Raw genomic sequence first — 17,360 nt, 5'->3', positions numbered from 1 at the left:
GCTTCCCCGGCCCGCCCTACTCGGCGGCTTCGGGCGTCGCCTCCCTGAGGCCGCTGCCGGCAGCTTCCGGCCGGCTCCGGTCGCGGGCGAGCAGCGTGTAGGCGGTCGGCACGACGAAGAGGGTCAAGAGGGTGCCGAGGCTCATGCCGCCGGCGATGACCCAGCCGATGTCCTGCCGGGCCGCAGCACCGGCGCCGCTCGCCAAGGCCAGCGGGATCGCGCCCGAGACCATGGCGCCCGTGGTCATCAGGATCGGGCGCAGGCGCAGGGCGGCGGCCTCGACGACGGCCTCGCGCAGGGGCCGGCCCTGGTCCTGCAGGCTGTTGGCAAACTGCACGATCAGGATGCCGTGCTTGCTGATCAGACCGATCAGGGTGACCAGGCCGATCTGGCTGTAGATGTTCAGCGTCCCGCCCGTCAGCTCGAGCGCCAGCAGCGCGCCGGTCATCGACAGCGGCACGGTCAGCATGATGATCAGCGGATCGAGGAAGCTCTCGAACTGGGCGGCGAGAACCAGGAAGATGAAGCCCAGCGCCAGGATGAATACGAACACCAGGCTCGCCCCGGCCTCCTTGAACTCGCGCGATTCGCCGGCGTAGTCGAAGCGCAGGTCGGCGGGCAGCACCCGCTGCGCGGCCGCCTCCAGGTCGGCGAGCCCCTCGCCCAGGGAGAAGCCCGGCGCGATGTTGCCGGTGATCGTCGCCGAGCGGAACTGGTTGAAGCGGTTGAGCTCCTTGGGCGCCACGCTCTCGCGCACCCGGACCAGGTTGGAGAGCTGGATCATCTCGCCGTTGCGTCCGCGCACGTAGATGTCGTCGAGGTCGTCGGGCGTCCGGCGATCCTCCGGTGCGACCTGGACGATGACGTCGTACTGCTCGCCGTTCTGGTTGAAGCGCGTGACCTGGCGGCCGCCGAGCAGCGTTTCCAGCGCACGCCCCACCGTCAGCACGCCGGCGCCGGTGTCGGCGATCCGCTCGCGGTCGACCTCGACGTCGATCTGCGGCTTGTTGAGGCGCAGGTCGCTGTCGAGGTTGATCAGGCTCGGCGCCTGCTCGGCCTCCGCCAGCAGCGTCGCAACGTAGTCGTCGAGCTGGGCGTAGCTCTGCGAGGTCTGGATGACGAACTCGATCGGCTTGTTGCGCGCGCTCTGGCCGAAGGAGCCGGGGTTGTTGGCGAAGGCCCGGACCCCGGTGACCCGGGAGAGGCGCGGCTGGAGCTCGTCGACGATCTCCATCTGGGTGCGCTCGCGCTCCTCCCAGGGCGACAGCTGGGAGAAGGAGATCAACTCGGTGACCGCGCGCGAGCCGACGATGACGAAGTAGTGCTCGACCTCGGGAATGTCGTCGAGCAGATCCTCGAACTCGGCCGCGTAGCGGCTCGTGAAGTCGACCGTCGAGCCCTCGGGGGCGTTGCCGGCGGTGAACAGCACGCCGCGGTCCTCGATCGGCGCCAGCTCCGACTTCAGTCCGGTGAAGAGCAGGTAGCTCGCGCCGGCGACCAGCAGGGCGACCAGCACCACGGCCGGGCGCGCGCGCAGCGTCGCCTCCAGCATCCGCCGGTAGCCGTCGTTGACGGCCAGCAGGGCGCGCTCGAGCAGGTTGTAGAAGCGGCCGTGGGTCTCGTGCTCGCGCAGCAGGCGCGAGCACATCATCGGCGTCAGCGTCAGGGCGACGAAGCCCGAGACGAGGACGGCGCCGGCCAGGGTCAGGGCGAACTCGGCGAAGAGGGTGCCGGTGCGCCCGGGGGCGAAGGCGACGGGCGCGTAGACCGCCGCCAGCGTCAGGGTCATGGCGACGACCGCCCCCGAGATCTCGCCGATGCCGACGGCCGCCGCGCGCAGCGGCTTCATGCCTTCCTCGATGTGCCTGTGGATGTTCTCGAGCACGACGATGGCGTCGTCGACCACCAGGCCGATCGCCAGGACCATGGCCAACAGGGTCAGGGTGTTGATCGAGAAGCCGAGCAGGTTCATCAGCGCGAAGGCGCCGATCAGCGACACCGGGATGGTGACCAGGGGGATGATCGTCGCTCGCACGGTGCGCAGGAAGAAGAAGATGACGAGCACGACGAGCGCCACCGCCTCCGCGATCGTCGTGTAGACCGCGGCGATCGAGCGGTCGATGAAGATCGACTTGTCGTAGGCGACCTCGGCGTTCATGCCGGCGGGCAGGTCCTGGGCCAGCTGCGGCATGACCTCGCGCAGCGCCGTCGAGACGTCGAGCGGGTTGGCGGTCGCCTGCTTGACGATGCCGAGAATGACGGCGTTGTCGCCCTTGAAGCGGGTGACCCGTCGCTCGTCCTGCGGTCCGATCTCGACCCGCGCCATGGCGCCGAGGCGGACCGGAAAGCCGTCGACGTCCTTGACGACGATCTGCTCGAACTGCTCCGGCGTCACGAGGCCGGTGCGCGACAGCACGGTGAATTCGCGGTCGAAGCTCTCGATCCGGCCCGACGGCACCTCGACGTTCTGCTGGCGCAGCGCATCCTCGACGTCGGGGGCGGTCAGGTCGTAGGCGGCCAGGCGCGCGCGGTCGAGCCAGATGCGCATGGCGTAGCGGCGCTCGCCGAAGATCCGGACCTCGGCGACGCCGGGCAGGTTCTGCAGGCGATCGCGGACGTAGCGGTCGGCGTAGTCGGAGATCTCGATCGGCGAATGGCGGTCGCTGGTGAAGGCAACGAAGACGATCGCCTGCGCGTCCGCCTCGACCTTCGCGATGATCGGCTCCTCGACCTCGCTCGGCAGGCGGCCGCGCACCCGCGCGACGCGGTCGCGCACGTCGCTGGCGGCGACGTCGGGATCGGTGCCCAGGCGGAAGCGGACGGTGATCCGGCTCTCTTCGGGCTCGCTGCTCGAGGTCATGGTCTCGATGCCCTCGATGCCGGCGATCGAGCCCTCCAGCACCTGGGTGACCTGGCTCTCGATGATCTCCGCGCTGGCGCCGAGATAGCTGGTCCGGACCGAGACGACCGGCTCGTCGATGTCGGGATACTCGCGCACGCTGAGCTGGGAGTAGGAGACGAGGCCGACGAGGATCACGATCAGGCTGACCACCGTCGCGAAGACGGGCCGGCGGATGAAGAACTCGAAGAAGCCCATGATCAGCTGCCGGCGGCGGCTGCGAGGACCTCGACGAGGCTGCCGTCGCGGAGCTTCTGGTGTCCTGCGGTGACGACCACGGCGTCGTCGGCCAGGCCGCCCAGCACCTCGACCTGGCCCGGCCGGCGCTGGCCGAGCTCGACCGCGGTGCGCACCGCGCGCTGCTCGACGACCCGGTAGACGTAGCGCTCCTGGCCCTCTGCGAAGATCGCCGATTCCGGCACCAGCAGCGCGTCGTCGCGCCGCTCGACGACGATCTGGACGCGCGCGAAGAGGCCCGGCGACAGCAGGCGCTCGGCGTTGTCGATACGGGCGCGCAGCCGGACCGCGCGGCCGTTGACGTCGACGACCGGGTCGATGGCATAGACCTCGCCCTCGAAGGTCCGGCCCGGCACGGCGTCGACCGTGACCCGGATCGCCTGGCCCGGACGCAGGCTCGCCAGCACCAGCTCGGGGACGCGGAAGTCGACCTTGATCGGATCGACGTCGGCGAGGTCGACGAGCCGGTCGCCCGGCATCACGTAGGCGCCGGCGCTCACCGCGCGCAGGCCGACGACGCCGGAGAAGGGCGCCGCGATCGAGGCCTTCTCGAGCCGGGCCTGGGCGAGCGCCACGTTCGCCTCGGCGAGGCTGTGGGCCGCGACCGCCTCGTCGCGCGCCCGCAGCGTGCCGGTGCCGCGTGTCGCCAGGGTCATGGCACGCTCGCGGTTGGCATCGGCCAGGGTCAGGTCCGACTGCGCCTTAGCCATCTCGGCGCGCAGGATCGCGGCGTCCAGCTCGACCAGGACGTCGCCGGCCGCGACCTCGTCGCCCTCGGCGAAGCCGATGCTCTCGATGCGCCCGGCGATCTCCGGCGAGATCGTGACGGCCTCGCTCGGCATCAGGGTTCCGACCGCCTGGAGGTCCTGCAGCACCGTATCGACCGCCACCGGCTGCGCCTCGACGGTGACCGCCTGCTCCGCGGCCGGGGCCTCGGCCCGGGCGAGCCGCCCGGCCGGCGTCTCCGGCTCCGCGAGGTAATGATAGGCGAGGCCGCCGAGCGCGAGCGCGGCCAATCCCAGGGCGCCCCAGAAGATGCTTCGAGCCATTGACAGTCCCGTTGCTACGGCCGAACTTGGACTGGACCGTACAGTCCAATCTACGCCGACGACCCGGCAGAAAAGCAAGGCCGAATTGAAGCGGACGGCAAGCCAGACACCCTCGGGCCCATCCCGACGCAAGCACGACGCGATCCGACAGGCCGGCACCGAGATCTTCCTGAGGCTCGGCTACGGCAACGCCACGATGGATCTCGTCGCCGCCGAGGCCGGCGTCTCCAAGCAGACCGTCTACAACCATTTCCAGAGCAAGGAAGGGCTGTTCAAGGCGATCATCGAGGACCAGACCACGAGGCTGATGGCCCCGCTGGTGCTGCCCGACCGCGCGGACGCCCCGCCGGAGCGGGTGCTCTCCGCCCTCGGGCGGGATTTCCTGGGACTGATGCTGCGGCCGGGCTCGCTCGCGCTCTACCGCCTGATCGTCGCGGAATCGGACCGCTTCCCCGAGCTCGGCAGCGCCACCTACGAGTTCGGCACGGGCCGCCTGCTTGCGATGCTCGCCGACTACCTGGCGCGGGAGACGCGCCATGGCCGCCTGTCGGTCGCGGAGCCGGGGTTCGCGGCGGAGCAGTTCGTCGGCATGCTGACCGGGCGGATGCAATTGCGCGCGCTGCTCGGCGTCGGGCCGACGCCCGGCGCGGCGGCCCTGAAACGTCATGCCGAGCGAACGGCCGCCGCCTTCCTGGCCCTCTATGCCCGGCAGCCCAGGCCGATTCCGGTCGAGCCTCTCCGCGCCTAGAGGCCTGCGCCCGTGTAGACGCCTGGGCGCATGCCTGCACGCGGGCGCGACGGCCCGCGGACCGCGGCGGGCGTCGGCTGGACGCCGCCGAACAGCATCTCGATACGCCCCTCCTCGCCGGCGAGCGGCATGACGAGGCGCTGGTAGGAGCCGTGACGATCGGATTTGCCGGGCAGCGAGAGCGAGTCGTAGACCGGGCGGCCGGTCTCGACGACCTCACGGTAGCGGTCCGCCAGCCGGTCGGCGACCCGTTGCCCGGTCATGTCGCGCCCGAACCAGGCGACGATGCGCGTGCCGACCAGACGGAAGCGGAAGTCCAGGGGGTCGCGCTCGATATCAACCAGGTAGACCTGCGGCAGGAGGCTGGGAATCTCCAAGGGCTCGATGTCGGCACGGGTCGGCATCCGCTCGCCCTGCCACTTGTCCCGCCAGTAGAGATAAAGCTCGCGCAGCGCCGGCCCCGCAATCGGCAGCGCGCCGAGACCGCAGGCCGCGACCGGGGTCTCCGGCACCGCCGCAGCGACCACCTGTTCTCTCGTCATTCACGACTCCCGCAATGCGGGAAATGATGACAGGCTGACCGTATGCGTCAAGTAAACAAGAGGAGGCTGCTCGTTACCATCTCGCAATGGTTAATCATTCCGACAGGCCGACGGCAGCCTTGTAGAGATCGAGAAGTGCTTCCTGCTCCTGACGATCATTCTGGTCCATTTTCCGGAGCTTTATCACCTGCCGCATGATCTTCGTATCGAATCCGGCAGACTTTGCTTCCGCATATACTTCACGAACGTCATTCGCCAGGGCGGCTTTTTCTTCTTCCAGTCGCTCGATTCGTTCGATGAACGAGCGTAACCGCTCGGCTGCGACGCCGCCGATATCGGACATCATGCACTCCCGGGTAGTAAAGGGGACTTCAGGCGGCAGACGCTAGCCCGCGCCCGGCGCCGGAGCAACACGGGCGATCGTTCCAATCGTGGGGATAAGCGCGGGGCCGTGGGGATAACTCGGGCTTCAGCTCTCGTGAGCGCCGCTCTTGGCGAAGGCCACCTTCTGCTCGGCGCTCGCTTCGGTCTGGTGCTTCGCGCGCCATTCCTCGTAGGGCATGCCGTAGACGATCTCGCGCGCGCCCTCCTTGTCGAGCGGCAGGCCGCGCTCGTTGGCTGCCTCCTGGTACCAGCGCGACAGGCAGTTCCGGCAGAAGCCGGCCAGGTTCATCAGGTCGATGTTCTGGACGTCGCTGCGCTCGCGCAGGTGCCCGACCAGCCGGCGAAAGGCCGCCGCCTGGAGCTCGGTCTCGGTCTTGCTGTCCATGGTCTCAGTCTCCCCGTTCTCGTTGTCAGGCTAGATATCGGTCGCCGGATCGAGCCCCGCAACCGTCTCTTCCATGAGGAAGTCGACGACCGCGTCCAGCGCCTCGCGCTGGTCGGCGCCGGCCTCGCGGGCCTGGCGGAAGGCGGCGAGCTGGCGGTGGGCGCTGGTGCCCCGCCGGACGATCTCGCGCGCCCACTCGATCTCGGCGCGACAGTCGAAGTGCTCGGCGTCGGGCGCGGTCAGAGCGATGATCTCCTCCAGCAGCTCGCCATAGGGCACGATCTCGCCGCGGCCGAAGTCGACCAGCCCGGAATCGATGCCGTAGCGCTGGGCGCGCCAGCGGTTCTCGTTGACCAGCAGGTTGGAGTAGCGCCGCCAGCGCTGGTTGTCGCGCTTCAGCCGCCACAGCATACGCAGCAGGCAAAGATAGATCGCGGCCACCGCGAAGCCGTCGCGTGCCGTCGTGCAGACGTCGGGAATCCGGAGCTCGAGCGTCGGGAAGCGCGCCGAGGGGCGCACGTCCCACCAGAGCTTGGAGGCGTCCTCGAAGAGGCTGGCGTCGACCAGCACTTGGATGTGGCGTTGGAACTCGCCCCAGGAATCGAAGTGCTCGGGCAGCCCAGTGCGCGGCAGTTCGTCGAAAACGGCCAGGCGGTAGGACTTCAGGCCGCTGTCCTGGCCGCGCCAGAAGGGCGAGGAGGTCGAGAGCGCCAGCAGGTGCGGCAAGAAGTAGGCGATCTGGCCCAGCAGGTCGATGCGCAGGTCGTCGTCGTCGAGGCCGACGTGGACGTGCATGCCGCAGATCACCAGGCGCCGCGCCGGCGCCTGGATGTCGCGCGCCAGCACGTTGTAGCGCTCCTTGTCGGTGTGTTTCTGGGCGTCCCAGGCGGCGATCGGGTGGGTCGAGGCGGCGATTGGCGCCAGGCCGTACTCGCCCGCGATGCGGGCGACGCAGCGGCGGAAGCTGCCGATCTCCTCGCAGGCCTGGCGAAGGCTGTCGCACTTGCTGGTGCCGACCTCGATCTGGGACTGCAGGAACTCGGGGCTGACGTGGCCCTCGAGCTCGGTCTCGCAGCGGCTCATCAGGCCGTCGGGCGGGTCGACGACCAGGTCGCGTGTCCGGCGGTCGACCAGCAGATACTCCTCCTCGATGCCGATCGTGAAGGAGGGCTCGGGACGGCTCACCGCGCCGCTCCGGCCAGCTGGGTCTCGCGGAACACCGCCGGGTCGGCGAGCAGCGGCGCCAGGACCTCGGCGAGCAGACGCGCCCAGCGCTCGGCGCCCTGGGCGGTGTCGATCAGATCCTGGCGGAGCTCGATCAGGGCGCAGGGCAGCCGGCGCGCCTCGCCGTGGGCGTGCAGCGAGTAGTCGACCGGGGAGGCGCCCGAGTAGGGCTGGTTGTCGCCGACCGCCAGCCCCTTCGCCTGCAGCGCCCGGATCAGCGGCACCGCCAGGCGCGGGTCTCGGTCCCACAGGACGCCGACCTCCCAGGGCCGCTCGAAGCCCTCCATGACCGGCGTGAAGGAGTGCATGAACAGGAGCGCCGGCGTCACGCCGACGGCCAGGCGCGCCTCGATCAGCCGCGCGACGGCGCCGTGGTAGGGCTTGAACAGGCAGTCGCGGCGCAGGGCGCGCGCCGCCGCGTCGAGCCCGCGGTTGCCCGGCACCGGCGTGCCGTCGCTCGCTTCGGGAATCGAATTCTCGGCGCCGAGCCGCCGGTTGGCGTCGATGACCAGGCGCGAGAAGCCCGAGAGCACTGCCGGGGCGTCGAGCAGCGGCGCCAGCCGGCGGGTGACCTCGGCGGCACCGATGTCCCAGGCGATGTGCCGCGCCAGCTCGGCGCGCTCGACGCCGAGCCGCCCGAGCGCGCGCGGCAGGTGGTTGGAGGCGTGGTCGCAGGTCAGGATCACCGGCGCCGCCCCCTCCAGCCGGCAGAAGCCGAAGGGCGGCGGCTCGTCGCGGGCGAGCAGCCCGGGCTCGGGTGGACAGCCCTGCAGCAGCTCCGAGAGGCGGGGTTCGATGACGGGATCGTCCATGGCGGCCGCGACTATAGTGCCTTCTCCGGCCGCGCGGAATCGGCGCGGCGCCGCAGCGCCAGCGTCAGGTTGTTGGCCGGCATCTCGACCAGCGCCTCGAGCGCCAGGCCGAGCGGCGCCGCCGCGGCCATGACCGCCTCCAGCTTGCGCAGGCCCCAGCGCGGGTCGCGGGCCCGCAGGCTTCGGTCGAAGCTCTCGTTGCTCGGCGCGGTCGGCACGCCGACGCGCCGGAACGGTCCGTAGAGAATCAGCGGGCCGCCCTCGGGCAGCAGCCGCGCCGCCCCGGCGAGCAGGCCGAGGCAGGCGCTCCAGGGCGCGATGTGGATCATGTTGACGCAGAGCACGGCCGAGACCGGCGGCAATCCCTCGGCCCAGCCGTCCCGAGTCGCGTCGAGCGGCAGCGGCGGCTCCAGGTTAGGCAGGCCGGCCGCCTGCCGCCAGGCCTCGATCGAGGCGCGCGCGGCCGGATCGGGGTCGCTCGGCAACCAGGCGAGGCCCGGCAAGCGCTCGGCCAGGAAGACCGCGTGCTGGCCGGTGCCGCTGGCAAGCTCCAGGAGGCGCCCCTGCCCCGGCAGCAGGCTCTCAAGCACCGAGGCGAGCGGCGCGGCGTTGCGCTCCGCGGCCGGCGCGAACAGCCGGCCGTCGTCGTGCCCGAGGCCGTCCGCGGGCGCCTCGAAGACCCAGTGGTCCGCTTCGGCCGCCATGTCCGCTCCCTTCTTCTGTCCGTAGCGCGGTCGAGGATGCCGAAGCCGCGCGGCTTTGGCGACCTGCCTTGTCTCCGGGTTCCCGCCGGAACCGCCACCGCGGGGTGACGTTGGCCAAGGGAGGCAGAGACGCCCGGAAGCGCCTCTACCGGTCCCGGAACCTCGAGCAGTGGGAGATCGGCTGTGAACCAGTACTGGCCGTCGGCCGGGGGCCCGGCCCCCACCTATCCGAGCCTGCAGGGCGACTTGCAGGTCGATGTCGTCGTCATCGGCGCCGGCATCGTCGGCCTGACCGCCGCGGAACTGCTGCGCCGCGGCGGCAAGCGGGTCGCGGTGCTGGAGGCGCTCCGGGTCGGCAGGCAGGCGACCGGCAAGTCGACCGCCAAGATCACCTCCCAGCACGGGCTGACCTACCGCAAGCTGATCGACGACCTGGGCGAGCCGCGCGCGGCCGACTATGCCGCGGCTAACCAGGCGGCGATCCGGCGCATCGAGGGCTTCGTCAAGGAGCTCGCCATCGACTGCGCTTTCGAGCACAAGGCGGCCTACCTCTACGGCCGTGCCGAGGAGTCGGTGCCGGCGCTCGAGGCCGAGGTCGAGGCGGCCCTGCGGCTCGGCCTGCCGGCAAGCTTCACCCGCGAGCTGCCGCTGCCCTTCCCGGTCGCCGGCGCAATCCGCTTCGACGGCCAGGCGCAGTTCGATCCGGTGCGCTACCTCGACGGTCTCGCCGCCGCCTTCGCGCGCGAGGGACAGCTGTTCGAGAACACGCGGGTGACGAAGGTGGAGTCCGGCGAGCCCTGCCGCGTAGAGACCGAGAGCGGCGCCACCGTTACCGCCGACCACGTTGTCGTGGCGACGCAGATACCGACGGTGCCGGACGGCATGTTCTTCGCCAAGGCCTACCCCTTCGCGCACCCCATGGCCGCCGGCCGGGTCGACCCGGCGCGCGCCCCCGACGGCATGTTCAAGAGCACGGACGAGCCGAGCCACTCGTTCCGCGTCGACCGCCGCAACGGCGAGACCTACCTCGTCGCCGCCGGCGGCACTTACAAGCCCGGCCACACCGAGGAGGCGACCGAGCTCGCCGAGGAGCTCGAGCGCTTCCTGCAGGAGGCTTTCGGGATCGAAGAGGTGGCCTATCGCTGGACCAGCGAGGATTTCTCGCCGATGGACGGCCTGCCCTTCGTCGGGCGTGCCAGCAGCGGCTCGCCGCTGCTCGTCGCCACGGGCTTCAAGGCCTGGGGCATCACCAACGGCACGGCGGCGGGCGCGATCCTCTCCGACCTCGTACTGGGCTGCGAGAATTCCTGGGCCGCCGTCTTCGACGCCACGCGCCTCAGGCCGGCGGCGGGCGGGCCGACCTTCCTGAAGGAGAACCTCGAGGTCGCCGGCCACTTCGTGAAGGACCGCCTGTTCGGAAGCCGGTCGAGCGAGGTCGAGCTGGCGCCCGGACAGGGCGCGGTGTTCGAGGTGGAGGGCGAGAAGCTCGCGGTGTCGAAGGACGCTGACGGCAGGCTCCACGCCCTTTCCGCGATCTGCAGCCATCTCGGCTGCGTCGTCGGCTGGAACTCGATCGACCGCAGCTGGGACTGCCCCTGTCACGGCTCGCGCTTCCTGGAGGACGGCAGCGTATTGACCGGCCCCGCGACCACGGCGCTCGAGCGCAGGGAGCTCGCGCCGCCGGGCGACGAGTAGCGCGAACTCCGGAGGCTCCGCGCAGCGCATTTCCGCCGTTGTCGCCGCGGTCGATCTGGCATACCTCCTTCGGCCATGGAGACCCGGCCCAACACCTTCTTCTGCATCGACGGCCACACCTGCGGCAATCCGGTGCGGCTGGTCGCGGGCGGCGGCCCGGCCCTGCGCGGTGCCTCGATGAGTGAGAAGCGGCAGGACTTCCTGGCGCGCTACGACTGGATCCGCACCGCCCTGATGTTCGAGCCGCGCGGCCACGACATGATGTCGGGCTCGCTGCTCTACCCGCCGACGCGCCCCGACTGCGACGTCGCCATCCTCTTCATCGAGACCTCCGGCTGCCTGCCGATGTGCGGCCACGGCACGATCGGCACCGTCACCTTCGCGATCGAGCGCGGCCTGGTGCAGCCGGCCGAGGAGGGCCTGCTCGCCCTCGACGCCCCGGCCGGCCGGGTGCTCGCCCGCTACCGGCGCGACGGCCAGGGCCGGGTCGAGGCGGTGCGCATCACCAACGTGCGCTCCTTCCTGGCGGTCGAGGGGCTGGAGGTCGATTGCCCGACCCTCGGGCCCCTGACCCTGGACATCGCCTACGGCGGCAACTTCTACGCCATCGTCGAGCCGCAGCAGCGCTTCGGCGGGCTGGAGACGATCGCGCCGGCCGAGGTGCTGCGCCTCTCGCCGCTGCTGCGCCAGGCGGTCAACGAGGCCGTCGAGGTCGTGCATCCCGAGGACCCGACGATCCGCGGCGTCAGCCACGTGCTGTGGACCGGCCGGCCGACCCAGGCCGGGGCCGACGCCCGCAACGCCGTCTTCTACGGCGACAAGGCGATCGACCGCAGCCCCTGCGGCACCGGCACCTCGGCGCGCATGGCCCAGCTCCACGCCAAGGGCCGCCTGAAGGCCGGCGCGGACTTCGTCCACGAGTCGATCATCGGCAGCCTGTTCCGCGGCCGCATCGAGGAGGAGACGAGGCTGGCCGGCCGTCCGGCCATCGTGCCCTCGGTCGAGGGCTGGGCGAGGATCACCGGCCTCAACACGATCTTCGTCGACCCCCACGACCCCTTCGCCCACGGCTTCCAGGTCGTGTGAGGGGAAGGCGCCCCCCACTCCCCGCCCTTACTCTTCGTCGTTCCCGCCCCTCTCCTTCGTCATTCCCGCGAAGGCGGGAATCCATAGGGAGCCGCCGTCGCGCACGGACGGGGCCGCCGGCACGGGCGGGAAGCCACGATGGATCCCCGCCTTCGCGGGAATGACGAAAAAAGAAGGCCTCGCCCCCTACTCCCCTCCCAGCAGATGCCGATTCGGCCGGCGCGCGGCCTCGGCCAGCTCGGGGATCTCGATGACCGCCACGCCGAAGCGCTGCAATCGGCCGATCGCCTCGTTCTCCACGAACTTCGGCGGCTCGCGCAGGGCCAGCACGACGCGGCGGATGCCGGCCTCCAGGATATGCTGGGCGCAGGGCTTGCGCCCGGAGAGGCGCAGGCCGCAGGGCTCCATCGAGGCGTAAATCGTGGCGCCCGCCAGGTCGAGCCCGGCGCGGCGCGCCTTGTCCAGCGCGACCTCCTCGGCGTGCCAGGCCTCGCCGAGCTCTCGGCTGAAGCCGGTCGCCAGCAGGCGGCCGCTGGCGTCGGCGATCATCGAGCCGACGGAATAGGCGGTTTGCGAAGGGGTGCAGCGCTCGGCCAGGGCGACCGCCTGCTCCAGCAGCGCCCGGTCCCAGGAGGTCTGGTGGGGGGCAACGGCTGCGGGCAAGGCTACTCCGCCGCGAGCTTAGGCCGCGCGTCGAGACCCGCCTGGACGATGCCGATGACCCGCTCGCGCTCGGCGCCCTCGAGCTTGCGGCGCGGCGCGCGCACCGTCTCGGTGCCGTGGCCGCAGAGCGCCTGGGCCAGCTTGATGTACTGGACCAGCTTGATGTGGACGTCGAGGTGCAGCAGCGGCGTGAACCAGCGGTAGAGCGTCCGCGCCTCCTCCCAGCGCTCCTGGTGGATCAGGCGCCAGAGCCGCACCGACTCTTCCGGGAAGGCATTGACCAGCCCGGCGACCCAGCCGGTGGTGCCGAGCATGGCGGTCTCCAGCGCCAGGTCGTCGACGCCGCAGAACAGGGTGTAGCGCTCGCCCACCTGGTTGACGATGTCGGTGATCCGGCGCGGGTCGTCGGAGCTCTCCTTGATGGCGACCAGGGTCTCCTCGTCGGCCAGCTCGGCGAACATCTCCGGGGTCACGTCGACGCCGTAGGTGACGGGGTTGTTGTAGACCATGACCGGCAGGTCGCTGGCGCGCGCCACGGCCCGGAAGTGCGCCATCGCCTCGGCGGCGTCGGCCCGGTAGACCATCGCCGGCAGCACCATCAGGCCGCTGCAGCCGAGCGCCTGCATGTCCTCGGCGAAACGGCAGGCGGCGCGGGTCGAGAACTCGGCGACGCCGGCGAGCACCGGCACGCGGCCGGCCACGGTCTCGAGCGTGGCGCGGATCACCTCGCGCTTCTCCTCGGGCTCCATCGTCGTGGCCTCGCCGAGGGTCCCGAGCATGATCAGGCCGTCGACGCCCGCCTCGACCAGGGTACGGACATGGGCCTGGTTGGCCTCCGCGTCGATCGATTCGTCGGAGGCGAACTGGGTCGTCACCGCGGGGAAGACGCCGGTCCAGTCACCGGCCGTGACGCTGCTCATGAATCGCTCCTGCCTGTCGAGGAAACCGGCGACCGGTATAGCGCGGCCGCGACCTGCCACCCAAGAGCCTTTGTCGCCGCCCGTGTCCGCCGGAGGCCATGCCGGCTGCGCGGCGCAGCCGTGCAGGGCGCAGGCTTGACGCTCCGCGAGCCGGCTGGGCAGGCTCGCCCGGTCGAATCAGAGGAACAGAGAGGGGCCGCGCGCAGCCGCGCCGGCGGTCGAGCCGATGCAGCGAACCGCGCCGAGCGTCCCCGACCTGCGGTTCCAGTCGATCCAGCGCGTGCGGGTGTCCGACCGGGTCGCGCGCGAGATTCTGCGGCTGATCGCGGCTGGCGAGCTGGTCCCCGGCGAGCGCCTGCCGGGCGAGCGCCAGCTCGCCGAGCTGATGGAGGTGAGCCGGGCGTCGGTGCGCGCCGCCCTCCAGCAGCTCAAGGCCCAGGGCTTCGTCAGGGCGGTCCGGGGCGGCGGCACCCGCATCGTCGCCTCGACCGATCCGCTCGACGTCGGCCTGACCGAACTGATCCGGGCCAGCGCCGCCAACCTCGCCGACCTCGCCGAGATCCGCGCCAACCTTGAGATCTGGGCGGTGCGTCGCGCGGCCGAGCGGGGCGGCGACGGGCGCCTGCCGGAGATCGCCCGCATCCTCGAGGCGATGGCGGACCCCGAACGCCCGGCCGCCTGCCGCGCGGAGGACGATCACGCCTACCACCTCGCCATCGCCAGGGCGTCGGGCAGCGCGGTCTATCGGCACCTGATGTCGGTGCTCGGCGAGATCCTGGAGAAGATGTTCGACCACAGCCGCAACCGCCACTACCCGACGGAGCGGGACGACCGCTGCCTGCTCGACCAGCACCGCGCCATCTACCGGGCGATCGAGGCAGGCGACGCCGAAGCCGCCGGCCAGGCGATGCGGGAGCACCTCGAGGCCGCGCAGGCGGGCTTTCGCAATCCACCGGCGGAGTCCGAGGCGGCGGACCTCCAGCCGCTGCCTCGACGGCGCTCCGCCGGCGGCCGGGGCGCATGACGGTGCCATCCGGGCCGGCGGCGGCGCGCGGCGGCGGCACCGCCCTGCCCTGGATCGTCTGGGGCCTCGGCGCCACGCTGTTCTGCTACGGCTTCTTCCAGCGCGTCGCGCCGAGCGTCATGGTCGACTCGCTGATGCGCGACTTCCAGGTCGGAGGGGCGCTGCTGGGCGGCCTGTCCGCCTTCTACTTCTACGCCTACGCCGGCCTGCAGATCCCCGTCGGCCTGCTGGTCGACCGCTACGGGCCGCGTCGCATGCTGGCACTGGGCGCCGGCCTCTGCGGGCTCGGCAGCCTCGTCTTCGGCCTGTCCGAGCAGGTCGAGCTGGCCTACCTCGGCCGGCTCCTGATCGGCGCCGGCGCCGGCTTCAGCTTCGTCGGCACGCTGAAGCTGGCGACCCTGTGGTTCGCACCCCAGCGCTTCGCCCAGCTCGCGGGGATGACCATGATGCTGGGCATGCTCGGCGGCATCCTGGGCCAGGCGCCGCTCGCCGCCCTGGTCGAGGCCTTCGGCTGGCGCGGCACGATGCTCGTGGCCGGCGGGGCCGGCGGCCTGCTGGCGCTGGCGATCTGGCTGGTCGTGCGCGACAGCGGCTTGGCCGGGCCCGCCGAGGGCGCCCCGCCACCGCGGGCCGGCGCGGGCGAGCTCTGGAGCGGCATCGTGCGGGTGCTGGGCAACCGCCAGCTCTGGGTGATGACGCTGATCGCCGCCGCGATGAGCGCGCCGATGCTGACCGTCGCCGGCCTCTGGGGCGTGCCCTGGCTGATGCACGTCCACGGCTACGCCCGGTCCGAGGCTGCAGGCACCAATTCACTGCTGCTGATCGGCTGGGCGGTTGGCTCGCCGCTCGCCGGCATTCTTTCCGACCGGCTCGGCAGGCGCCGCCTGCCGCTGCTGCTCGGCGCCCTGCTCGGGCTGGTCTGCCTGGTCGCCCTGCTCTATCTGCCGGGGCTGCCGGGGGCGCTGCTCTCGGCGCTCTTCTTCCTGGCCGGCGTGGGCATGGGCTGCATGGCGATCACCTACGCCATGGCCCGCGAAAGCGTGCCGGCGAGCGACGCCGGCACCGCCATGGCCCTGGTCAACACCGCGACCGTCGGCAGCGGCGCGCTGTTCCAGCCGTTGGTCGGCTGGCTGCTCGATCTCGGCTGGGACGGCGAGCTGGAGGCCGGCGCGCGGGTCTACGGCGCCGGCGCCTACGATGTCGCCCTGGGCACCCTGGCGGCGCTGCTGGCGGTCGGGCTGCTCGCCGGCCTGCTGCTGCGCGACACCGGCCCCGCCACGGCCTAGCCAGCCTGCCCGTCGGCTGGAGTCCGCCCGAGACGGAGAGGCTGCGCGCGACGGCCTGACGAGGCTGCGCCGGCGTGCTAGCCTGGATTTCTCATACTGGAAGGGGTCGTCACGTGGGTTATCGGCGGACAGGCAAGGAGAAGCGGGCAGCGCGATGCGGCGCATCGGGCAAGCGCTTCGACGCCGCCTGTGCGGTGATAGCCCACGCCCTTCGGGTCGCTCCTGGCGGAGCGAGCCCGCCAGGGGCGATGCCGACCCCTTCCAGATGAGAGATCCAGGCTAGACAGCGGGCATGGACGCCCGACAGCTCCTCGACGAGGCCTTTGGCGCCGCCCTCGCCGCCGCCGACCCGGCCCGGGTGCTGCCCGCCGCGCTGCCCGAGGCGCCGACCGGGCGCACCCTCGTCGTCGGCGCCGGCAAGGCCGCCGCCGCCATGGCCCGGGCGCTCGAAAGCGCCTGGCCGGGACCCCTGGAAGGGCTCGTCGTCACCCGCTACGGCCACGGCCGGCCGGCCGCCGGCCCCTGCGAGCGCATCGAGGTCGTCGAGGCCGCCCATCCGGTGCCCGACGCCGCCGGCCGCGAGGCCGCCCGCCGCATCCTGGAGCTGGCGCGCGGCCTCGGCTCCGAGGATCTGCTGCTCTGCCTGATCTCCGGCGGCGGATCGGCCCTGCTGAGCCTGCCGGCGCCCGGCCTGGACCTGGCCGACAAGCAGGCGGTGAACAAGGCGCTGCTGGCCAGCGGCGCCGCGATCGGCGAGATGAACTGCGTGCGCAAGCACCTCTCCGCGATCAAGGGCGGCCGGCTCGCCGCCGCGGCGCACCCTGCGCGGGTCGTGACCCTGGCGATCTCCGACGTGCCCGACGACGACCCGGCGACCATCGGCTCTGGCCCCACGGTCGGCGACCCGACCAGCTTCGCCGACGCCCGTGCGATCCTGCGCAAGTACGGGATCGAGCCGCCCGAGGCCGTGCGCCGCCATCTCGAGGAAGGCGCCGAGGAGACGCCCAAGCCGGATGATCCGCGGCTGGCCGGAAGCCGCCTGGAGCTGATCGCCCGGCCCCAGGACGCACTCGAAGCCGCCGCCGAGGTCGCCCGTTCGGCCGGCGTGACGCCGCTGATCCTGGGCGCCGACATCGAGGGCGAGGCCCGCGAGGTTGCCCGGGTGATGGCCGGCATCGCCAAGCAGGTGCGCCGCTTCGGGCAGCCGGCCGCGGCGCCCTGCCTGCTACTCTCGGGCGGCGAGACGACGGTGACCCTGAAGGGCAAGGGCGGTGGGCGCGGCGGACGCAATGCCGAGTTCCTGCTGGCGCTGGCCGTGGCGCTCGACGGGCTCGACGGGGTCCATGCCCTGGCCTGCGACACCGACGGCATCGACGGCAGCGAGGACAATGCCGGCGCCCGGCTCGCGCCGGACAGCCTGGCCCGGGCGGCGGCCCGCGGGCTCGACGCCAAGGCGCTGCTCGCGGCCAACGACGCCTACGGCTTCTTCGCCGGGCTCGACGACCTGATCGTGACCGGCCCGACCCTGACCAACGTTAACGACTTCCGCGCCATTTTGGTAACGTGACCGCCGCCGCTTCGCCGGGCACCGAAGGCGGACCAGCCTGGATTTCTCATACTGGAAGGGGTCGTCACGTGGGTTATCGTCGGACAGGCAAGGAGAAGCGCGCAGCGCGATGCGGCGCATCGGGCAAGCGCTTCG

The 17,360-nt window shown here is 71.7% G+C and carries 16 protein-coding genes; 6 read left to right on the top strand and 10 right to left on the bottom strand.

Annotation, left to right across the window (positions count from 1 at the left end; all coding sequences use genetic code 11):
- Positions 1-16: 16 nt before the first annotated feature.
- Entirely contained in the window at positions 17-3,097 is a 3,081-nt protein-coding gene (locus WD341_RS19280; protein WP_368427120.1) for an efflux RND transporter permease subunit, read from the bottom strand.
- A gap of 2 nt (positions 3,098-3,099) precedes the next feature.
- On the bottom strand, positions 3,100-4,185 hold the full coding sequence (locus WD341_RS19275) for an efflux RND transporter periplasmic adaptor subunit (RefSeq protein ID WP_368427119.1): 1,086 nt from the start codon (positions 4,183-4,185) through the stop codon (positions 3,100-3,102).
- An 85-nt stretch (positions 4,186-4,270) separates the two neighbouring features.
- Here WD341_RS19275 and WD341_RS19270 point away from each other — a divergent pair, with 85 nt between their 5' ends.
- A complete protein-coding gene (locus WD341_RS19270) occupies positions 4,271-4,933 on the top strand; it encodes a TetR/AcrR family transcriptional regulator (protein WP_368427118.1) in 663 nt (220 codons plus the stop codon).
- On the opposite strand, the gene WD341_RS19265 is transcribed toward WD341_RS19270, so the two are convergent.
- The 6 genes from WD341_RS19265 to WD341_RS19240 all read right to left on the bottom strand — a co-directional run bounded on the left by WD341_RS19265 (position 4,930) and on the right by WD341_RS19240 (position 8,984).
- Positions 4,930-5,475 (bottom strand): PAS domain-containing protein, encoded by a 546-nt coding sequence (locus WD341_RS19265; protein WP_368427117.1) that lies wholly within the window; start codon positions 5,473-5,475, stop codon positions 4,930-4,932. The two genes, WD341_RS19270 and WD341_RS19265, sit on opposite strands and share 4 nt — an antisense overlap.
- Positions 5,476-5,569: 94 nt before the next feature.
- The gene (locus WD341_RS19260) at positions 5,570-5,818 is read right to left on the bottom strand and encodes a DUF2312 domain-containing protein (protein WP_368427116.1); all 249 of its coding nucleotides are present in this window, start codon (positions 5,816-5,818) and stop codon (positions 5,570-5,572) included.
- Positions 5,819-5,944: 126 nt separating this feature from the next.
- Complete coding sequence (locus WD341_RS19255) at positions 5,945-6,244, bottom strand: DUF1244 domain-containing protein (RefSeq protein WP_368427115.1); 300 nt, start codon at positions 6,242-6,244, stop codon at positions 5,945-5,947.
- A gap of 30 nt (positions 6,245-6,274) precedes the next feature.
- A complete protein-coding gene (locus WD341_RS19250; protein WP_368427114.1) occupies positions 6,275-7,429 on the bottom strand; it encodes a carboxylate-amine ligase in 1,155 nt (384 codons plus the stop codon).
- Positions 7,426-8,280, bottom strand: coding sequence for an N-formylglutamate amidohydrolase (locus tag WD341_RS19245; RefSeq protein ID WP_368427113.1), 855 nt, complete (start codon positions 8,278-8,280; stop codon positions 7,426-7,428). Before WD341_RS19245 ends, WD341_RS19250 begins: the two co-directional genes overlap by 4 nt.
- A gap of 11 nt (positions 8,281-8,291) precedes the next feature.
- A complete protein-coding gene (locus WD341_RS19240) occupies positions 8,292-8,984 on the bottom strand; it encodes a DUF938 domain-containing protein (RefSeq protein ID WP_368427112.1) in 693 nt (230 codons plus the stop codon).
- A gap of 183 nt (positions 8,985-9,167) precedes the next feature.
- On the opposite strand from WD341_RS19240, the gene WD341_RS19235 reads away from it, so the two are divergent.
- Together WD341_RS19235 and WD341_RS19230 are read left to right on the top strand one after the other, a co-directional pair.
- Positions 9,168-10,679, top strand: coding sequence for an FAD-dependent oxidoreductase (locus WD341_RS19235; protein ID WP_368427111.1), 1,512 nt, complete (start codon positions 9,168-9,170; stop codon positions 10,677-10,679).
- A 75-nt stretch (positions 10,680-10,754) separates the two neighbouring features.
- Positions 10,755-11,765: a 4-hydroxyproline epimerase gene (locus tag WD341_RS19230; RefSeq protein ID WP_368427110.1), complete on the top strand. Its 1,011-nt coding sequence runs from the start codon at positions 10,755-10,757 to the stop codon at positions 11,763-11,765.
- Positions 11,766-11,951: 186 nt separating this feature from the next.
- On the opposite strand, the gene WD341_RS19225 is transcribed toward WD341_RS19230, so the two are convergent.
- Positions 11,952-12,428, bottom strand: coding sequence for a hypothetical protein (locus WD341_RS19225; RefSeq protein WP_368427109.1), 477 nt, complete (start codon positions 12,426-12,428; stop codon positions 11,952-11,954).
- Positions 12,429-12,430: 2 nt separating this feature from the next.
- Positions 12,431-13,348 carry a dihydrodipicolinate synthase family protein gene (locus tag WD341_RS19220; protein ID WP_368427108.1) on the bottom strand — a complete coding sequence of 306 codons (918 nt, stop codon included), beginning with the start codon at positions 13,346-13,348 and terminating at the stop codon, positions 12,431-12,433.
- A 226-nt stretch (positions 13,349-13,574) separates the two neighbouring features.
- Here WD341_RS19220 and WD341_RS19215 point away from each other — a divergent pair, with 226 nt between their 5' ends.
- The 3 genes from WD341_RS19215 (at position 13,575) to WD341_RS19205 (ending at position 17,225) form a co-directional block, all read left to right on the top strand.
- The gene (locus WD341_RS19215) at positions 13,575-14,372 is read left to right on the top strand and encodes a FadR/GntR family transcriptional regulator (RefSeq protein ID WP_368427107.1); all 798 of its coding nucleotides are present in this window, start codon (positions 13,575-13,577) and stop codon (positions 14,370-14,372) included.
- Positions 14,369-15,658, top strand: a complete 1,290-nt coding sequence (locus WD341_RS19210) for an MFS transporter (protein WP_368427106.1) — start codon at positions 14,369-14,371, stop codon at positions 15,656-15,658. The genes WD341_RS19215 and WD341_RS19210 overlap by 4 nt, the downstream gene beginning before the upstream one ends.
- A gap of 292 nt (positions 15,659-15,950) precedes the next feature.
- Positions 15,951-17,225: a glycerate kinase gene (locus WD341_RS19205; protein ID WP_368427105.1), complete on the top strand. Its 1,275-nt coding sequence runs from the start codon at positions 15,951-15,953 to the stop codon at positions 17,223-17,225.
- Positions 17,226-17,360: the final 135 nt, after the last annotated feature.

Origin of the sequence: Tistlia sp. (genome assembly GCF_040905785.1) — a bacterium.
Lineage (GTDB): Bacteria > Pseudomonadota > Alphaproteobacteria > Kiloniellales > DSM-21159 > Tistlia.
Note: the sequence above shows the minus strand (reverse complement) of the source record. Positions and strands in the feature narration are given on the sequence as shown.

Bases quoted from the DNA above. Each gene is read 5' to 3' on its own strand.
- WD341_RS19255 (WP_368427115.1), bottom strand. From the start codon at position 6,244: ATGGACAGCAAGACCGAGACCGAGCTCCAGGCGGCGGCCTTTCGCCGG.
- WD341_RS19275 (WP_368427119.1), bottom strand. From the start codon at position 4,185: ATGGCTCGAAGCATCTTCTGGGGCGCCCTGGGATTGGCCGCGCTCGCG.
- WD341_RS19205 (WP_368427105.1), top strand. From the start codon at position 15,951: ATGGACGCCCGACAGCTCCTCGACGAGGCCTTTGGCGCCGCCCTCGCC.
- WD341_RS19245 (WP_368427113.1), bottom strand. From the start codon at position 8,280: ATGGACGATCCCGTCATCGAACCCCGCCTCTCGGAGCTGCTGCAGGGC.
- WD341_RS19260 (WP_368427116.1), bottom strand. From the start codon at position 5,818: ATGTCCGATATCGGCGGCGTCGCAGCCGAGCGGTTACGCTCGTTCATC.
- WD341_RS19210 (WP_368427106.1), top strand. From the start codon at position 14,369: ATGACGGTGCCATCCGGGCCGGCGGCGGCGCGCGGCGGCGGCACCGCC.
- WD341_RS19265 (WP_368427117.1), bottom strand. From the start codon at position 5,475: ATGACGAGAGAACAGGTGGTCGCTGCGGCGGTGCCGGAGACCCCGGTC.
- WD341_RS19240 (WP_368427112.1), bottom strand. From the start codon at position 8,984: ATGGCGGCCGAAGCGGACCACTGGGTCTTCGAGGCGCCCGCGGACGGC.
- WD341_RS19280 (WP_368427120.1), bottom strand. From the start codon at position 3,097: ATGGGCTTCTTCGAGTTCTTCATCCGCCGGCCCGTCTTCGCGACGGTG.
- WD341_RS19230 (WP_368427110.1), top strand. From the start codon at position 10,755: ATGGAGACCCGGCCCAACACCTTCTTCTGCATCGACGGCCACACCTGC.
- WD341_RS19215 (WP_368427107.1), top strand. From the start codon at position 13,575: ATGCAGCGAACCGCGCCGAGCGTCCCCGACCTGCGGTTCCAGTCGATC.
- WD341_RS19220 (WP_368427108.1), bottom strand. From the start codon at position 13,348: ATGAGCAGCGTCACGGCCGGTGACTGGACCGGCGTCTTCCCCGCGGTG.